General features: G+C 61.9%; 12 protein-coding genes. 4 read left to right on the top strand and 8 right to left on the bottom strand.

Features of this window, described 5'->3' with window-relative positions; genetic code table 11:
- Positions 1-4: 4 nt before the first annotated feature.
- From AC0X69_RS16210 to AC0X69_RS16180, 7 genes are all read right to left on the bottom strand, one after another.
- A complete protein-coding gene (locus AC0X69_RS16210; protein WP_482608791.1) occupies positions 5-1,156 on the bottom strand; it encodes an acyl-CoA dehydrogenase family protein in 1,152 nt (383 codons plus the stop codon).
- Positions 1,157-1,182: 26 nt separating this feature from the next.
- Entirely contained in the window at positions 1,183-2,145 is a 963-nt protein-coding gene (locus tag AC0X69_RS16205; protein ID WP_482608789.1) for a hydroxymethylglutaryl-CoA lyase, read from the bottom strand.
- Complete coding sequence (locus tag AC0X69_RS16200; RefSeq protein ID WP_482608787.1) at positions 2,142-4,148, bottom strand: acetyl/propionyl/methylcrotonyl-CoA carboxylase subunit alpha; 2,007 nt, start codon at positions 4,146-4,148, stop codon at positions 2,142-2,144. Before AC0X69_RS16200 ends, AC0X69_RS16205 begins: the two co-directional genes overlap by 4 nt.
- A gap of 1 nt (position 4,149) precedes the next feature.
- Positions 4,150-4,938 carry an enoyl-CoA hydratase-related protein gene (locus AC0X69_RS16195; RefSeq protein ID WP_482608785.1) on the bottom strand — a complete coding sequence of 263 codons (789 nt, stop codon included), beginning with the start codon at positions 4,936-4,938 and terminating at the stop codon, positions 4,150-4,152.
- Between the two features lie 10 nt (positions 4,939-4,948).
- The gene (locus AC0X69_RS16190) at positions 4,949-6,556 is read right to left on the bottom strand and encodes a carboxyl transferase domain-containing protein (RefSeq protein WP_482608783.1); all 1,608 of its coding nucleotides are present in this window, start codon (positions 6,554-6,556) and stop codon (positions 4,949-4,951) included.
- A gap of 15 nt (positions 6,557-6,571) precedes the next feature.
- Positions 6,572-7,741 carry an isovaleryl-CoA dehydrogenase gene (locus tag AC0X69_RS16185; RefSeq protein ID WP_482608781.1) on the bottom strand — a complete coding sequence of 390 codons (1,170 nt, stop codon included), beginning with the start codon at positions 7,739-7,741 and terminating at the stop codon, positions 6,572-6,574.
- 105 nt (positions 7,742-7,846) lie between these two features.
- Positions 7,847-9,451, bottom strand: a complete 1,605-nt coding sequence (locus AC0X69_RS16180; protein WP_482613422.1) for a phosphoenolpyruvate carboxykinase — start codon at positions 9,449-9,451, stop codon at positions 7,847-7,849.
- A 288-nt stretch (positions 9,452-9,739) separates the two neighbouring features.
- Here AC0X69_RS16180 and AC0X69_RS16175 point away from each other — a divergent pair, with 288 nt between their 5' ends.
- Positions 9,740-10,069: a hypothetical protein gene (locus tag AC0X69_RS16175; protein ID WP_482608779.1), complete on the top strand. Its 330-nt coding sequence runs from the start codon at positions 9,740-9,742 to the stop codon at positions 10,067-10,069.
- Here AC0X69_RS16175 and AC0X69_RS16170 read toward each other — a convergent pair.
- Entirely contained in the window at positions 10,066-10,683 is a 618-nt protein-coding gene (locus AC0X69_RS16170; RefSeq protein ID WP_482608777.1) for a PRC-barrel domain-containing protein, read from the bottom strand. The genes AC0X69_RS16175 and AC0X69_RS16170 overlap by 4 nt on opposite strands.
- A 293-nt stretch (positions 10,684-10,976) precedes the next feature.
- Between AC0X69_RS16170 and AC0X69_RS16165 the strand changes: the two genes are divergently transcribed.
- The 3 genes from AC0X69_RS16165 (at position 10,977) to AC0X69_RS16155 (ending at position 16,170) form a co-directional block, all read left to right on the top strand.
- On the top strand, positions 10,977-12,116 hold the full coding sequence (locus tag AC0X69_RS16165) for a glycosyltransferase (protein WP_482608775.1): 1,140 nt from the start codon (positions 10,977-10,979) through the stop codon (positions 12,114-12,116).
- A complete protein-coding gene (gene glf, locus AC0X69_RS16160; RefSeq protein ID WP_482608773.1) occupies positions 12,109-13,251 on the top strand; it encodes a UDP-galactopyranose mutase in 1,143 nt (380 codons plus the stop codon). The genes AC0X69_RS16165 and glf overlap by 8 nt, the downstream gene beginning before the upstream one ends.
- A 177-nt stretch (positions 13,252-13,428) precedes the next feature.
- Positions 13,429-16,170, top strand: coding sequence for a glycoside hydrolase family 2 protein (locus AC0X69_RS16155; RefSeq protein WP_482608771.1), 2,742 nt, complete (start codon positions 13,429-13,431; stop codon positions 16,168-16,170).
- Positions 16,171-16,178 lie beyond the last annotated feature (8 nt).

Here is a 16,178-nt window from a genome sequence, read left to right as displayed (position 1 = left end):
AGGGTTACTTCAGCAGCGAACGAGCAATGATGACGCGCATGATTTCATTCGTTCCTTCGAGAATTTGATGGACGCGAAGGTCGCGAACGATCTTCTCGACTCCATATTCGCTCAAATAGCCATAGCCGCCATGCAACTGCAGCGCCTCATTGGCGACCGCGAAACCGGCGTCGGTCACGACGCGTTTCGCCATCGCGCATAGCGTCGTCGCGCCATGCGCTTTAGCGTCGAGGGCCGCCGCGGCGCGCCAAAGGAATGTGCGCGAGACTTCAAGCTGGGTGGCCATGTCGGCGAGCCGAAACTGCAGCGCCTGAAATTCGTCAAGCGCGCGCCCGAACGCCTTGCGGCTCTTCATGTAGCGCAGAGTGTGCTCGAAGGCCGACTGGGCGCCGCCAAGCGAACAGGCGGCGACGTTCAGGCGGCCCCCGTCGAGCGCCGTCATGGCGATTTTGAATCCGTCGCCCTCGCGTCCGATAAGGTTTTCGGCCGGCGTGCGGCAGTCGTCGAAAATGACCGCCCGCGTCGGCTGCGCGTTCCATCCCATCTTTCTCTCGAGCGCGCCGAAACTCAAACCCGGCGTTCCGCCTTCGACAATGAAGGTGGATATGCCCTGCGGCCCCGGCTCTCCCGTGCGCGCCATGACCAAGTAGAGATGATCGTCGCCGCCCGCGCCGGCGCCTGAGATGAACTGCTTCGCGCCATTCAAGACATAATGGTCGCCGCTACGCTTTGCTTGCGTGCGCAGCGCCGCGGCGTCCGAGCCGCTACCGGGCTCCGTGAGGCAGTAGCTCGAAAGAAACTCCATCGTCGTGAGCTTCGGCAGCCATTTGTTGATCTGGCGCTCGCTCCCGAACGCGTCGATGACGCTCGCGCACATATTGTGTATCGAAAGGTAAGCCGCGATCGTTGGACAGCCCATCGCGAGCGCCTCGAAGATCAGCACGCCGTCGAACCGCGACAGGCCGGCGCCGCCCGAAGCTTCCCGCACATTGATCGAGGCCATGCCCAGCGCGGCGGCGTCACGCAGCGCGTCTACGGGAAAGACATGTTCGCGATCCCAATCGAGCGCGAAAGGCGCCAGGCGATCGCGTCCGAAGTCTCGCGCCATTTCGCGGATAGCTTCCTGGTCGGCGCTCAGTTCAGAATAGGACGACATCCCGTCAATCACCGCAATTGTTGTGGTTAATCTGTCGCGCCAAAGCTCCTTGGCAAGTCAACGCCGCAGAGGCTCTCGGCGGCGCCGCCGAGAGCCTCTGCGGCGTAAGCCAGCGCGACGCGGCTTGCGGGGCCGCGTTGCAATGCACGGCAGGCGAAATCCCCCGCCTCCAGCAGGCGGTCGAGCGACACGCCCGTCTCGACGTCCATTCGCTCAAGCATATAGACGACATCCTCTGTCGCGACATTTCCGGCGGCTCCCGGCGCGAACGGACACCCGCCGAGCCCCGCGACCGAGCTGTCGACGATACTGACGCCGACTTCGAGGCATGCGAAAATATTCGCGAGCGCCTGTCCATAAGTGTCATGGAAGTGTACCGCGATATTCTCGAGCGGAACGACGCGCGCCACTCGCTCGACCATTCGGCGGGCGCCGAGCGGCGCGCCAACGCCGATCGTATCGCCCAGGGACACCTCGAAGCAGCCCATCGCCAGCAGCGCTTCGGCGACCGACGCGACTCGGCCGACATCGATCTCTCCTTCATAGGGACAGCCCAAGACGCAGGAGACGTAGCCGCGCGTCACGACGCCGTGGCGCCGCGCCTCTGCGACGAGGTCGGCGTAGCGCTCAAGACTCTCGGCGATCGAGCAGTTGATGTTGCGTATCGAAAAGGTCTCCGACGCGGCGGCGAAGACGGCGATCTCCTCCGCTCCGGCCGCAAGAGCGTCGTTCAGTCCGCGAAGGTTCGGAACGAGCACGCTCAGCCGCAAATCCCGCCTTGAGGTAAGCGCAAGGACCTCGTCAGTGTGCGCCATCTGCGGCACCGCTGCGGGGGAGACGAAGCTGCCCGCTTCGATGCGCGAAAGCCCAGCGGCGGCGAGGCGGTTGATGAGATCGGCTCGAATCTTCGGCGAGAGCGTCAGCTTCTCGTTCTGCAGTCCGTCCCGAGGCCCAACCTCGACGATACTGACGCTCGAAGGAACGTTCATTCGACGCCGTCCCGTTCGATCGTGACGAGTTCGGCGCCTTCCTTCGCCATGTCGCCCACCGCGAAGGCGACGCTCTTGACAACGCCGTCATGCGGCGCAGCCATGGCGATTTCCATTTTCATCGCCTCCAGGACAAGAAGAGTCTCGCCTTTGCTCACCGAGTCGCCCGACTTCACGGCGATGCGCGTGACGGTCCCGGGCATCGGGGCCAGCACGCTCTCATTCGTGGGCCCTTCGACCGACGATGACGCCGCCACAGGCGCCCAGCGGATGACATAGTTCCTGCCGCCGAGAATAACGACCACGCCGTCGTCAAGGGCGACGAGTGACACCTCGTGCTTCACCCCGCCGACGAGCAGCACGTGACGATCGCCGAGCTCTTGAACCTGCACCGGGGTGACGACGTCGTGAAAGTCCAGCGAAAAACCGCCGTTCTGCGGATTAAGGATCTGCGCAGTGAGCGTTCGGCCCGCCTGCGTAACCTTGAGTTCATGGCCAGAACGCTTATAGAGCCGCCACGCGTCCGTTGCGCCCCAGGGCGACCACTCGTCGCCGACCGCTTTGCTCGCTTCAATCGCCGTACGCCGAACGTTCGCCAGGAAGATCGACGCGGCCGCCGCGAGCAGAACGCGATCCAACCCGACGTCCGCAACGCCCTCCTGCGTCAGCGCATCGAGATTATTCGCGACGAATTCGGTGCCGTAATCTCCACGCGCCATGTTGTCGCTCTTCGAGACCGCCCGCAGCAGGTCGAGGTTTGTGACGACGCCGACGATCTCGACCTCATCCAGCGCCTTCTGGAAGCAGCGCAGCGCCTGCTCGCGAGTTTCGCCGAAAACGATCAGCTTCGCCAACAGCGAATCATAGTAGGGCGTGACGCTATCGCCGGCGCGAACGCCCGTGTCGATGCGCACAAATGGCGCTTCCTGCGGCGCGCGGAAGCGGACGATCTTTCCGACAGAAGGGATGAAACCCCGCGCGGGATCCTCGGCGCAAATGCGCGCCTCGATCGCGCAGCCGCTCATCCTCAGATCATTCTGCGTCAAGGGCAACGCCTCGCCGCAGGCGACGCGCAACTGCCACTCGACGAGATCCTGGTTCGAAATCATCTCCGTGACAGGATGTTCGACCTGCAGCCTCGTGTTCATCTCGAGAAAATAAAAGTGATCGTCGCCGACCAGAAATTCCACGGTGCCCGCGCCTACGTATTCCGCAGCGCGGGCGGCGCGGATCGCCGCGTCGCTCATCTGCCTGCGCAAAGACGGCGTCAGCCCGGGCGCAGGCGTTTCTTCGATGATTTTTTGGTGCCGGCGCTGCAGGGAACAGTCGCGCTCGAGAAACGATACGGCGCCGCCGTGAGAGTCCGCAAAGATCTGAATTTCAACGTGCTTGTAGCCCGAGAAATATTTCTCGATGAAAAGGGAGTCGTCGCCGAAGGCGGCGTGCGCCTCGCGTCGGGCGCTCTCGATAGCCGGCGCCAATTCTTCAGGCGCGCGCACGATTCGCATGCCTCTGCCGCCGCCGCCGGCCGACGCTTTCACCAGCAGCGGAAAACCGACGCCGCGAGCGGCCTTCAGCAGTTCAGCATCGCCGCCGCCGGATGAACCCGGCGCCACCGGCACCCCAGCCCTGGCCATCGTGGCCTTGGCCTCGCGCTTGGAGCCAAGCAACCGCATGGCGTAAGGCGACGGTCCGACGAAAATCAGTCCGCTGGCAGCGCAGGCTTCGGCGAAGTCCGCATTTTCGGAAAGAAAGCCGTAACCCGGATGTATGGCGTCCGAACCCGAACGGCGGGCGACGTCGATGATCTTCTCGACCGACAGATAACTATCGCGCGCCGGCGCGGGTCCGAGCAGACAGGCCTCGTCGGCGAGTTCGACATGAAGCGCGCGTGCGTCGGCTTCCGAATAGACCGCCACGGTCGCGACGCCGAGTCGCTTTGCAGTTCGCATGATCCGACAAGCGATCTCGCCGCGATTCGCGATGAGGAGCTTGCGCATCATGTCAATCGGCCGCTGTCCAGCTCGGCGTGCGCTTCTCGAGGAAGGCGCGAAGGCCCTCCTGCGCTTCTCCGCTCGACCGCCTTGCGGCGAGGCGGCTCGCCGCCTCATGCAGGATCTCTGTGTCGACGCCGTGGCCGTGGCATTCAGCGAAGAACGCCTTCACGTCCGCCTGCGCGCCTGGCGCGCCACGCAGCAAGTCGGAGACGATCGCCGCATGCGCCAAGCTGATCTCCAGCTTCGGCGTGACGAGATGCACGAGACCCAGCTTCTGCGCCTCGGCGGCGGAGAATCGTTCGGCGGTCAAAGCATAACGACGCAGCTGGCGCAGCCCTATGGCGCGAATGAGAAAGGGCGCGACGATCGCTGGAAGCAGCCCCAGGCGCACCTCGCTGAGCGAGAACGACGAATCATCGGCGGCGATGACGATGTCGCAGCACGCGAGCAGACCGACGCCGCCGCCAACAACAGCGCCCTTGGCCAGAGCGACGGTGGGCTTTGACGCCGTGTCCAAAGTGTACAGCATTCGCGCCAGCGCCAATGCGTCCTGTTCGTTCGCGCTCGAGGAGCTTTGTGAGACGCTGAGCATCGATCCGATATCGCCGCCGGCGCAAAAATAATCGCCAGAGCCTTCGATCGTGATCACGCGCACGTCGACGCGCGACTCCAATTCTTCGAGCGCCTCCTTCAGAAGCCCGATGAGCTCCGCATCGAGCGCATTGCGCTTTTGCGGCCGATTAAGCGTCAGAGTCGCTACGCCATGCGCGTCAACTGATTGCAGCAAAGCCGTCATAAAAGATCGCTCACATGCGAAAGAGACCAAAGCGCGTTTCTTCGATCGGCGCCCTTAGCGCGAAAGATAGCGCCAAAGCGACAGTCCGTCTCGTGTCGAGCGGGTCGATGACGCCATCATCCCAAAGCCGGGCGCTGGAATAGAGCGGCTGGCTTTGACGCTCATATCCCTCGCGAATGGGCCGCGCGAATTCTTCTTCTTCGGCCTCAGAGAAGGACTGCCGCTGTTTCTCCATGGCCTCCCGCTTGACCCGGGTCAGCACGCTCGCGGCCTGCTCGCCGCCCATGACGCCGATGCGCGCGCCCGGCCACATCCACAGGAATCGTGGCGAGTAGGCGCGTCCACACATCGCGTAGTTGCCGGCGCCAAAGCTGCCGCCCACGATGATCGACAGTTTCGGCACCGCGGCGGTCGCGACGGCAGTCACCATCTTCGCGCCTTCCTTGGCGACGCCGGCGCTCTCATATTTCGCGCCGACGATGAAGCCCGTTGTGTTGTGCAGAAAGAGCAGCGGCGTCTTCCGCCGCACGCAAAGCTCAATGAAATGCGCGCCCTTTTGCGCGCTCTCGGGAAACAGCACGCCATTGTTGGCGACGACGCCGACCGGATAGCCATGGATGTGCGCAAACCCCGTCACCAGGGACGAACCATAAAGCGCTCTGAACTCGTCGAACTCGCTCGCGTCGACAAGACGCGCGATCACCTCCCGTATATCGAACTGCTTTCGCGGATCATGCGGCAGCAGCCCGTAAATCTCCTCCGGGTCGTAGAAAGGCTCCACAGGCTTTCTCACGGGACCCGTGAGGTCCGCCGCAGGCCCGAGATTGCCGACGATGTCGCGCGCGATTTGAAGGGCATGTGCGTCATTTTCCGCGCAGTGGTCGGCGACGCCGGATCGACGGCAGTGCACGTCGGCGCCGCCGAGCTCTTCCGCCGTCACCACCTCGCCCGTCGCGGCTTTGACGAGCGGCGGTCCCGCCAGGAATATCGCGCCTTCGTTGCGCACGATGATGGTTTCGTCGCACATCGCCGGCACATAGGCGCCGCCGGCGGTGCATGAACCCATGACGACCGCGATCTGCGCAATGCCGCGAGAGGACATCGTCGCCTGATTGTAGAAGATGCGGCCGAAATGATCCCTGTCGGGAAAAACGTCCTCCTGGCTCGACAGATTGGCGCCGCCGGAGTCGACGAGATAAAGGCACGGCAGATTGTTTTGGGCGGCGATTTCCTGCGCCCGAAGATGTTTCTTCACGGTCAAAGGAAAGTAGACGCCGCCTTTGACCGTCGCGTCATTGGCCACGATCATGCATTCGCGCCCCCGCACCCGTCCTATGCCGGCGACGACTCCCGCCGCCGCGACGCGACCGTCGTAAACGCCGTGCGCGGCGAAGGGCGCGATTTCAAGAAAGGGCGACAGCGGATCCAGCAGCGCGTCGATGCGTTGGCGGGCGAGCATTTTCCCGCGCGCCAAGTGACGTGTGCGCGCTGCCTCGTCGCCGCCAGCGCGAATCTCCGCCGCAATGCGCTTCAACTCAGCGACGCGGCCAACCATAAGTTGGTAATTCTTCGCGTAATCGGCGTCTTTCGAATTGAGAAGGCTATCAAGGCGAGGCATATGTTCAATCCAAGGTCAGGCCGTCTCCTGAAACAGTTCGCGCCCGATCAGCATGCGGCGGATTTCGCTCGTCCCGGCGCCGATCTCGTAAAGTTTGGCGTCGCGCAGCAATCTGCCTGTCGGATAGTCGTTCATGTAACCGTTGCCGCCGAGACATTGAATCGCTTCCAGCGCCATCCATGTCGCGCGTTCGGCCGCGAATAATATCGCGCTCGCGGCGTCCTTTCGCGTCACGTGACCTCGATCACAGGCCTTCGCGAGCGCATAGACATAAGCGCGCGTCGCCATGAGCGCCGTATACATGTCGGCGAGTTTGCCCTGCATGAGCTCGAATTCGCCGATCGGCTGACCGAACTGCTTGCGCTCATGCACATAAGGCAAGACGACATCCATGCAAGCCTGCATGATTCCGAGCGGACCGCCGGCAAGCACCGCGCGTTCGTAATCCAGGCCGCTCATCAACACGTTGACGCCACGCTCCGGGAGACCAAGCACGTTTTCTTCAGGAACCTCGCAGTCTGTGAAAACGAGTTCGCATGTGTTAGAGCCGCGCATGCCGAGCTTGTCGAGCTTGGCGCTCGCAGCAACGCCGGGAAAGACACGCTCAACGATAAACGCCGTGATGCCGTGCGGGCCGGCGCCCGGGTCGGTCTTGGCGTAGACGATCACTACGTCCGCGTCGGGGCCATTCGTCACCCACATCTTGCTTCCGTTGAGCACGTAGCGGTCGCCCCGCTTCGTCGCATTGAGCTTCATATCCGTAACGTCGGACCCTGCGCCAGGCTCCGACATCGCGAGCGCGCCGACGTGATGGCCAGAGACGAGGTTTGGCAGATATCGCCGCTTCTGTTCGTCCGAACCATTGCGATGGATCTGATTGACGCAGAGATTGGAATGGGCGCCGTAGGAAAGGCCGACCGACGCCGATGCGCGGCTGATTTCCTCCATCGCGAGCACATGTTCCAGATACCCCATGCCCGCTCCGCCGTATTGCTCGTGCACGGTCAGTCCGAGCGCGCCAAGCGCGCCGAGTTTGGGCCAAAGATCGGCAGGGAAGGCGTTTTGCGCATCGATCTGCTGGGCGCGAGGCGCGATTTCCGCAGTTGCGAAGCCTTCGGTCGCGCTGCGAACACGATCGGCCACATCGCCGAGATCAAAGTCGAAAGTAGGCGTCCAATGGCGCATGCGCTTCCTCCGAAGGCGCGCGGTGATAGAGCCTATATTTCTCGAATCAGCGAAGTTTCAAGTTGCCGCTTGCGGCGACTGAGACCTTAAAGGCCGGCGCGATGTTCAGCGGCGGCGGCGGGGCTGCGCGTCGAGCACTTGCTGATCGACGAAAGGCGCCAGCGTGCGGAAATTCGCTTCGAACATGCCGACGAGCCTTTCAGCCATCCGCTCGAACTCTTCGCGTGACGCCCATGTCTGGATCGGATCCAGCATTTGCGAGTCGACGCCGGGAACCGACGCTGGCACGCACAGGCCGAAGGATTCATCGATCCGAAAATCCGCCTGCGCCAGCAAGCCGTCGAGCGCGCTCTGAAGCAGCGTCCGCGTGGCGGCGATCGGCATGCGACGTCCGACGCCGTACTGTCCGCCCGACCAGCCGGTATTCACCAGCCAGCAGTTCGCTTCGCTGGAAGCGATGAATTCGCCCAGCAACTCGGCGTATTCCGTTGGTCGGCGCGGCATAAAGGGCGCGCCGAAGCAGGCGGAGAACGTCGCCTGCGGCTCCTTGACGCCTCGCTCGGTCCCGGCGACTTTGGCGGTGTAGCCCGACAGGAAGTGGTACATCGCCTGCGCCGGCGTGAGCCGCGCGATCGGCGGCAGCACGCCAAACGCGTCGCAAGTCAGCATCACGATATTTTTCGGATGGCTCGCGCGGCGAGTGGCCGAGGCGTTGGGAATGAACTCAAGCGGATAGGCGATGCGCGTGTTCTCAGTTTTTGAATCGTCGTCGAAGTTGAAACGTCCAGCGTCAGGTTCGTAGGACACATTCTCGAGAATCGCGCCCTCGCGATGAGAGGCGGCGTAGATGTCCGGCTCCGATTGCTGCGACAGCCGAATCGCCTTGGCGTAGCAGCCTCCCTCGAAATTGAAGAGGCCGCTTTCGTCCCAGCCGTGCTCGTCGTCGCCGATAAGGCTGCGCATCGGATCGGCGGAAAGAGTCGTTTTGCCCGTTCCGGAAAGACCGAAGAAAACCGCCGATCCCCCCTCGCCGTCGTTGACGGCGCAATGCATCGGCAGCACGCCTTTCGCCGGAAGAACATAATTGAGGTAGGTGAAGATCGACTTCTTGATTTCTCCCGCATATTGGGTGCCGCCGATGAGCACGAGACCTCTGGAGAAATCGATGGCGATCACCGTGCTGGAGCGGCAGCCGTGGCGGGAAGGGTCCGCCTGGAACGATGGCAGATCCAGAACCGTCAGCTGCGGCTGAAAGCCAATGAGCGATCCGTCGACGGGCGTGAAAAGATGCCGCGCAAAGAGGGAGTGCCAGGCGAATTCCGTAAAGACGCGAATGTTCAGCTGGTGCGCCGGCGCAGCGCAGGCGTGAAGATCCTGAGAATAGAGTTTCATCCGGCGCGCATGCGCCAACATGTCGTGATGAAGCCGCTCGAATCGTTCGGGATCCATCGAGAGATTGTTATCCCACCAGATCGTCGGATCGGTTAACGCATCGCGAACGATGAATTTGTCTTTCGGAGAACGTCCGGTGTGCACGCCGGTTTCAACGACCAGCCCGCCCGTCGAAGACGCAACGCCTTCTCCGCGCCGCAATGCTTCTTCGTAGAGTTCCTTTGTCCCGCGATTTCGCCGAGCGTGCTCGGAGAGGTCCAAGTCATCAGACGCCGAAACCCCGACGTCGTCCGCCCGCCACATCGCCGTGTTCGCCATACTGAAACGTTCCTCGCCGGCCTGCTGCATACGCGACTCGCATTGCGCATGACGCGTCGGCTAAGCGCAAGCACTCTCGGGAAATAAAGCGTGGATTATTCAAATCAAGCCGCAGTAGACGTTCCTGTGGAACGGCAAACGCGGCCCCCCGCGTGATCTCTGCTCAACAAATAGGCTTCGGCTCGGCGATGGACGCCCTGCGATTAGCGATGTCCAAGTTCTTGGAACAACCGAACGTTCGGGGGGTTAAGGCGAGGCTCGAAGATACTTTCGAGAATGGAGGCAAGAATGGCGACGCCGGAACTCGAGCGCATCCGACAATCGGATCGCCCGATCAGCGAAACTGCCGCAGTCATGGGCGATAAAGCAATGGCGGCGGCGGAGAACGTGGGACAGCGAATCAATCGCACGATGGAGCAAGCAGGATCGGCGATCTCCACGATGCAGGAGAAGGGCGGCGAGGCGGCCGGCCGCGCCGGCGACGTGGTCGGCAACTTCCGCCAGGCGATCGAGAAGTCAGCGCGATCGCAGCCCACGACGACCGTGCTCATGGCGGTGGCGGCTGGCTTCTTGCTAGGCGCCATGTGGAACTCGGGCGGCGGCTACTCGCGAGACTAATCGCGCCGCCTGCGCGACGCTTTGTACGGCCGGCCAAGCGCCGGCCGTTCTATTCCGGGGGGTGATCGGCGGGCGAATCCCTTGCTCGCCAGGGGAAATGCTGAGGGCCAGTTGTCCGCCTGCAGCGCCGGCAGAGCGTCCAAGCGCGCACCCGACATACTGATTCGCGCGACGCCGTCCGCGAAGTCCAAGTCGGCCGGATCGACGGCCCGAAGCGTTTCGCCAACGCCCCCCAACCCATGATGAGCGATGACGACGTAGCAGAGGCTACGCTGGTCCCGCCGCAACATGAGGTCGACTACGACGCCCAATTTCTCGCCATTGGCGTCGGTGACCTCCGCGCCGACTGCGTGAGAGGCGGAGAAAAGAGTCGGCGCCGCGTGCGTCCTGCTGCTCCTCCGCACTGCTCTCAAGCTTCCGATTTCGTAAGTCGCCTCTCTGCCGAGCCATCGCCAAACGCCTACGGCGTTGACGAAGGTAAGGAAGAGGTTCGTGACCAACAGATTGCCTTGGCCGGACAGGCTCGCCAGCACGCTCCAAGCGATCGATCCGATCGTAAACACGACGAAGCCCCAACCCGTCACGCGCGCGCCGGCGTTGGCGGCCGTCATCATCGCAGCGATTATTGTTGCGGCTGGCGCAATCCAGCCTGACGCCCATTCCCACATGATCGATCGCCAGTCTTCGCGCCACGCGACACTGGGGGCGCAACCCAAAACTCGCCCACCTCGCTCCCGTTCCGTGAATCGCCTTGCGGGGACATCTCGAGCGCCGTGGACCGGCGAGTGGCGCCACAGCGTCGGCGATTCTGTCTAATCGTTCATAATCCGGAACAAAGTTGCTGAACCCGAGTTAGCTCTAGGAAATCCTAAAGGCAAAGATGAACTGTAAGGCTTGAGGTTGACGCATGATGTCAGTTCCAACTCATCTTCTCTGTTTCTCTCACTTGCGTTGGAACTTCGTCTATCAGCGACCGCAGCATCTCTTGAGTCGAGCAGCCAGGAATCTCGGCGTTTTCTACATCGAAGAGCCGATCTTCGCGGATGAGGGCGCGGCGCCTAGGATTGTCAGGGATGAGGCATGCGGCGTCGCCGTCGTGACTCCCGTTCTTCGACAAGGACTGTCGTCGGATCAAATCCGCGCTGAATTGCGGCGCGTCGTCAGCGATCTTGTGACGACGGTGCAGCCGTCGCGATGGCTTGGATGGTATTACACGCCGATGGCGCTCGAATTTACGCGCCATGTGACGCCGGATCTTTGCATTTACGACAATATGGACGAACTCTCCGCTTTCGCCGGCGCGCCCAAGGGCCTGCTCGATCTCGAGCAGGAGCTGATTACGAAGTCCGATCTCATGTTTGTCGGCGGGCAGAGTCTATACGAAGCGAAACGCAGGCGGCACGACAATATTCACGTCTTTCCAAGCAGCGTGGACACCGCTCACTTTCGGATCGCGCGCGATTGCGGCGTCGAGCCCGAAGATCAGAAAAATATCCCGCATCCCCGCATCGGCTTTTTCGGCGTCATCGACGAGCGGATGAACATGGACATCGTCGCGGGCATTGCGGCGCTACGGCCGCAGTGGCAGCTGGTGATGATCGGTCCTACCGCAAAGATCGCTCCGGAGTCGCTGCCTCAAGCGGACAATGTCCATTGGCTTGGCTGCAAGTCCTACCAAGATCTGCCGAACTATCTGTCGGGGTGGGACGTTGGCGTCATGCCCTTCGCGCTGAACGAGGCCACCCGTTACATCAGCCCGACCAAGACCCCGGAGTTTCTTGCCGCAGGCGTGCCGGTCGTTTCGACGCCCATCGCCGACGTCGTCAATCCTTACGGCGCCGCCGGTCATGTGGAAATCGCCACGACTGCGGAAGAGTTCGTCGCCAAGATCGAACTGCTGCTCGCCCGACCGAAGACGCGCTGGCTTAGCGCGGTCGACGCGCATCTGGCGGAAATGTCATGGGACAAAACCTGGGCGAGGATGATGCTGCATATCGCCAGCGCCAGTGCTGAGTCCAAAGCAGTGCGGGAGGGGCAACTTGTTTGACTGGCTTATCGTCGGTGCAGGCTTCGCAGGAAGCGTTCTGGCCGAGCGACTCGCATCGCAGCGTGACGAGCGCGTCCTCCTCATCGATCGTCGTCCGCACATCGGCGGAAACGCCTATGATCGGTACGACGACGCCGGCGTGCTGATGCATCAATATGGCCCGCACATCTTCCATACGAACTCGGAAGCCGTCTTCGAATATCTTTCTCAGTTCACGCGCTGGCGTCCCTACGAACATCGCGTGCTCGCGGAAGTGGATGGCATGCTCGTGCCGATACCGATCAATCTCGACACGGTGAATCGTCTCTACGGCCTCAACCTCGACTCTGACCAGCTGGCGCAATGGTTTGCGAGCCGCGCCGAGCATCGCGACGAGATCAAGACCTCTGAAGACGTCGTCGTGAGCACAGTTGGCCGCGAGCTCTACGAAAAATTCTTTCGCGGCTATACCAAGAAGCAGTGGGGCGTCGAGCCTTCCGAGCTCGACAAATCAGTGACTGCGCGCGTTCCGACCCGCCTCAATCGCGACGATCGTTATTTTAGCGATCAGTTCCAGTATATGCCGCTCCATGGCTACACGCGAATGTTCGAGAGGATGTTGGACCACCCCAACATCAGCGTGATGCTGCAGACCGACTTCGAGGAGTTGCGAAACGAGGTCTTCTATCGGCGGCTGATCTTCACGGGGCCGATCGATGAATATTTCAACTTCCGCTTCGGCAAGCTTCCCTATCGATCGCTGCGCTTCGAACACGTGACGCTCGATGAGGCGCGGCATCAGCCGGTGGCGGTGGTCAACTATCCGCAGACGCAAGCCTACACGAGAGTGACGGAATACAAGAATCTCACGGGACAGGAACATCCCAAGACGAGCCTCACCTACGAATTCCCCACGGATGAGGGAGATCCCTACTATCCCGTTCCCCGCGCCGAGAACGCGGAGATCTACAGGCGCTACGAGAAGCTCGCGATCGCGCAGCAAAACGTGTGGTTCGTCGGCCGGCTGGCGACTTATCGCTACTACAACATGGACCAGGTGGTCGGACAGGCGCTTGCGACGTTCCGACGGATAGACAAGGAAATTCCGCTTCCCAACAGTATAGGTTTCGCTGCGACCTCTGTCGCTGCGGAATAACGGCAAGTCCTACGCGAGGTTACACGACTCGGGGCTCGGCTAAGCTTCCGTCGTGAGTAAAAATACTGGTGTTTTGACGTCCACCCTTATAGAAAATGCCGCGTCGATCGCTCATTGTAATATTCGACCAATCGCATCGATGCTCCGGCGCCGGAAATTTGGTCGAGGTGAGGTTAGGTGAGCGCAGCGCGCATTTCCCTGGACGGGTCGTGGGACTTTAAATATCTGGGCTACGGCGGCGCCAAGCCGGCGGAGAGCCGGACGATTCTTGTCCCGAGCCCATGGCAGGCGCAATTCTCAGATTTGCGCATGCGTGGCGGCGTCGCGGTCTATCGCCGCGAAGTCCAAATTCCGCAGCACTGGCTGAAGCAGCGCATCTTCCTGCACTTCGGCGCCGTCTTCCATATCACCCACGTGTTCGTTAACGGCGCATTCGTGGGCAGCCACGTGGGCGGTTTCCTGCCATTCCATTTCGACATCACCGACCGGATCGTCGACGGAAAAGCCGAGATAAAGGTGAAGGTCGAAAGCCCGACAGACGATCCCTTCGAGTTCCCTACGACCCCGTTCGCCGAGATGCCCTTTGGCAAGCAAAGCTGGTACGGCCCGCTTTCGGGGATTTGGCAGTCGGTCTATCTGGAAAATCGTATCGCCGATCATGTAACGACGGTGCGCGTGCGTTCGTCGCACGCCAGCGGTGAGATCTCGGCGCATGTGCGGTTCGAGCGCCCGCTGACGGATGCGGCGGAGGTGATGATTAAAGTCATCGACGCAGAGGAAAACGCCGTGGCGCAGTCATGCGCCAAATTGGCCGCAGGCGTCGAGAACGCACTGCTGTATACGTTCGTCCCCGCGCCGCACTGCTGGTCGCCTGACACGCCATATCTCTACCGCATGCAGGTCTCCATGATGCGCGAGGGCGCCGTCGTCGACGAGAGCGAAACGACCTTCGGATTTCGCAGCATCGAGACCCGTGACGGCAAGCTGTACCTGAATGGGAAGCCCTTTTATCTGCGCGCCGCGCTCGACCAGGACTATTACCCTGACACGATCTGCACTTTGCCTTCCGTCGAATTCCTCGAGGACAGGTTCTATAAGGCGAAACAGCTCGGGCTGAACGCCTTGCGTTGCCACATCAAAGTGCCGGATCCGCGCTATTTCGAGGTCGCCGATCGCCTGGGTCTGCTGATCTGGGCGGAGCTGCCGAACGCCGGCGATTCGACTGAACTTTCGCGAGAGCGGAAGGAGCTCACGCTCAAGGGCCTCATCGATCGCGATGGCAATCACCCCTCGATCTTCTGCTGGACGCTGATCAACGAGAACTGGGGTGTAGACCTTGTTCATGACGCCCGCCACCGCGCCTGGCTCAAGAAGCTGTACCTATGGCTGAAAGCCTATGATCCGTCGCGGCTCGTGGTCGATAACTCGCCTCTGGCGCCAAGCTTCCATGTGCAGACGGACCTCGCGGATTTCCATTTCTACGCCGCTATTCCCGATAGCCGGGAGGACTGGGACAAGTTCGTCGAAGAACTCGCTGCACGAGCCGAGTGGCTCTTCAGCCCCGAGGGAGACGCGGTCATCACCGGCCAGGAGCCGCTGCTCTGTTCTGAATTCGGCAATTGGGGTCTGCCCGACCCTGAGAAGTTGAGAGATGCGGCCGGCGCCGAAGCCTGGTGGTTCGAGACGGGCCACGACTGGAGCGAGGGCGTCATGTACGCGCATGGCGTGCGGAACCGGTTCCATGACTGGAGTCTCGACCGCGTCTTCGGGACTTTCGAAAGCTTCATCGAAGCGACGCAGTGGCAACAATTCCGGGCGCTGAAGTATCAAATCGAAGCCATGCGCCGGAAGCCGCAGATTGGCGGCTATGTGATCACTGAGCTGACCGACTGTCACTGGGAAGCGAACGGGCTTCTCGACATGCGCTCGAATCCAAGGGTCTTCCACAATCTGTTTCATTCGATCAACGCCGATACGGTCATTCTGCCGACGCTAGACCGCCCCGCATATTGGTCGGGCGACGATGTTCGCGTCTCGCTCTGTGTGGCGCATGGCGGGCCGGACCCGCTGGAGCCTGCGACTCTCGAGGTGGCGCTCAATGAGCCAATGACGTTGGAGCTCTCCTCGATCCAGCCGGGGACCGTGGCCGATCTCGGGCAGATGTCGCTGAAACTCCCGCTTCTGGAAGAGTCCTGTCGACGTCACGTCACTTTTCGTCTGCGTTCACGAGAGGGTCGCCTGCTCGCAAGCAACGAGATCGACATCGCCGTGCATGCGAAGCGACGCGCGCCGGAGGTCTCTCTCTGGTCCTCGCACGCCGACATCCGCGATCGCCTGCACGCGCTCGGCTATGACTTGGCGGATGGCTCCGAGACAGCGGACGTCATCGTGGAGACCGAGGCGTCCGCCGCGCTCGCAGCCTATGTGCGCGCCGGCGGCCGCGCGATTCTCTTGACCGAGACGCCCGGATCGCTCACGCCGTTCTTTCCACATTGGCAAAGCGTCAAGGTCGTCGCGCGCGACGGCACGCTCTGGCGCGGCGACTGGGCCTCCTCTTTCGCTTGGCTGCGGCGGCAAGGTCCGTTCGCGCCCCTCCCCGGCGGCCCCCTGCTCGATTATGCGTTCGATCGCGTGATTCCCGCGCATGTTATTTCCGGCTGCAATCTGCTCGACTTCCAGGCTCGCGTTCACTCGGCTCTGGTTGTCGGATGGATTCATCGCCCGGCCGCCATTGCGGTCGAGCGCAATTATGGCACCGGACGCATCGCCATCGCGACCTTGAGATTGTTCCGTGATCCTCCGGGAGAAGACCCGACCGCCGCGGCTCTGCTTGCGGGTCTGATCGAAGTTGCGGCGCGAAAAGCCAGTTCGGCGGCGACGACCGCGAAGCTCGAACCCGTGGGCTGGGAAGACCTTTAGGCGCGCTG

This window comes from Methylocystis sp. Uni0008 (assembly GCF_056838045.1).
This window is presented reverse-complemented; position numbering and strand designations above follow the sequence as displayed.

Excerpts from the sequence above, each read along its gene's own strand:
- AC0X69_RS16210 (WP_482608791.1), bottom strand. The coding sequence starts at position 1,156 with ATGTCGTCCTATTCTGAACTGAGCGCCGACCAGGAAGCTATCCGCGAA.
- AC0X69_RS16205 (WP_482608789.1), bottom strand. The coding sequence starts at position 2,145 with ATGAACGTTCCTTCGAGCGTCAGTATCGTCGAGGTTGGGCCTCGGGAC.
- AC0X69_RS16200 (WP_482608787.1), bottom strand. The coding sequence starts at position 4,148 with ATGATGCGCAAGCTCCTCATCGCGAATCGCGGCGAGATCGCTTGTCGG.
- AC0X69_RS16195 (WP_482608785.1), bottom strand. The coding sequence starts at position 4,938 with ATGACGGCTTTGCTGCAATCAGTTGACGCGCATGGCGTAGCGACTCTG.
- AC0X69_RS16190 (WP_482608783.1), bottom strand. The coding sequence starts at position 6,556 with ATGCCTCGCCTTGATAGCCTTCTCAATTCGAAAGACGCCGATTACGCG.
- AC0X69_RS16185 (WP_482608781.1), bottom strand. The coding sequence starts at position 7,741 with ATGCGCCATTGGACGCCTACTTTCGACTTTGATCTCGGCGATGTGGCC.
- AC0X69_RS16180 (WP_482613422.1), bottom strand. The coding sequence starts at position 9,451 with ATGGCGAACACGGCGATGTGGCGGGCGGACGACGTCGGGGTTTCGGCG.
- AC0X69_RS16175 (WP_482608779.1), top strand. The coding sequence starts at position 9,740 with ATGGCGACGCCGGAACTCGAGCGCATCCGACAATCGGATCGCCCGATC.
- AC0X69_RS16170 (WP_482608777.1), bottom strand. The coding sequence starts at position 10,683 with ATGATGACGGCCGCCAACGCCGGCGCGCGCGTGACGGGTTGGGGCTTC.
- AC0X69_RS16165 (WP_482608775.1), top strand. The coding sequence starts at position 10,977 with ATGATGTCAGTTCCAACTCATCTTCTCTGTTTCTCTCACTTGCGTTGG.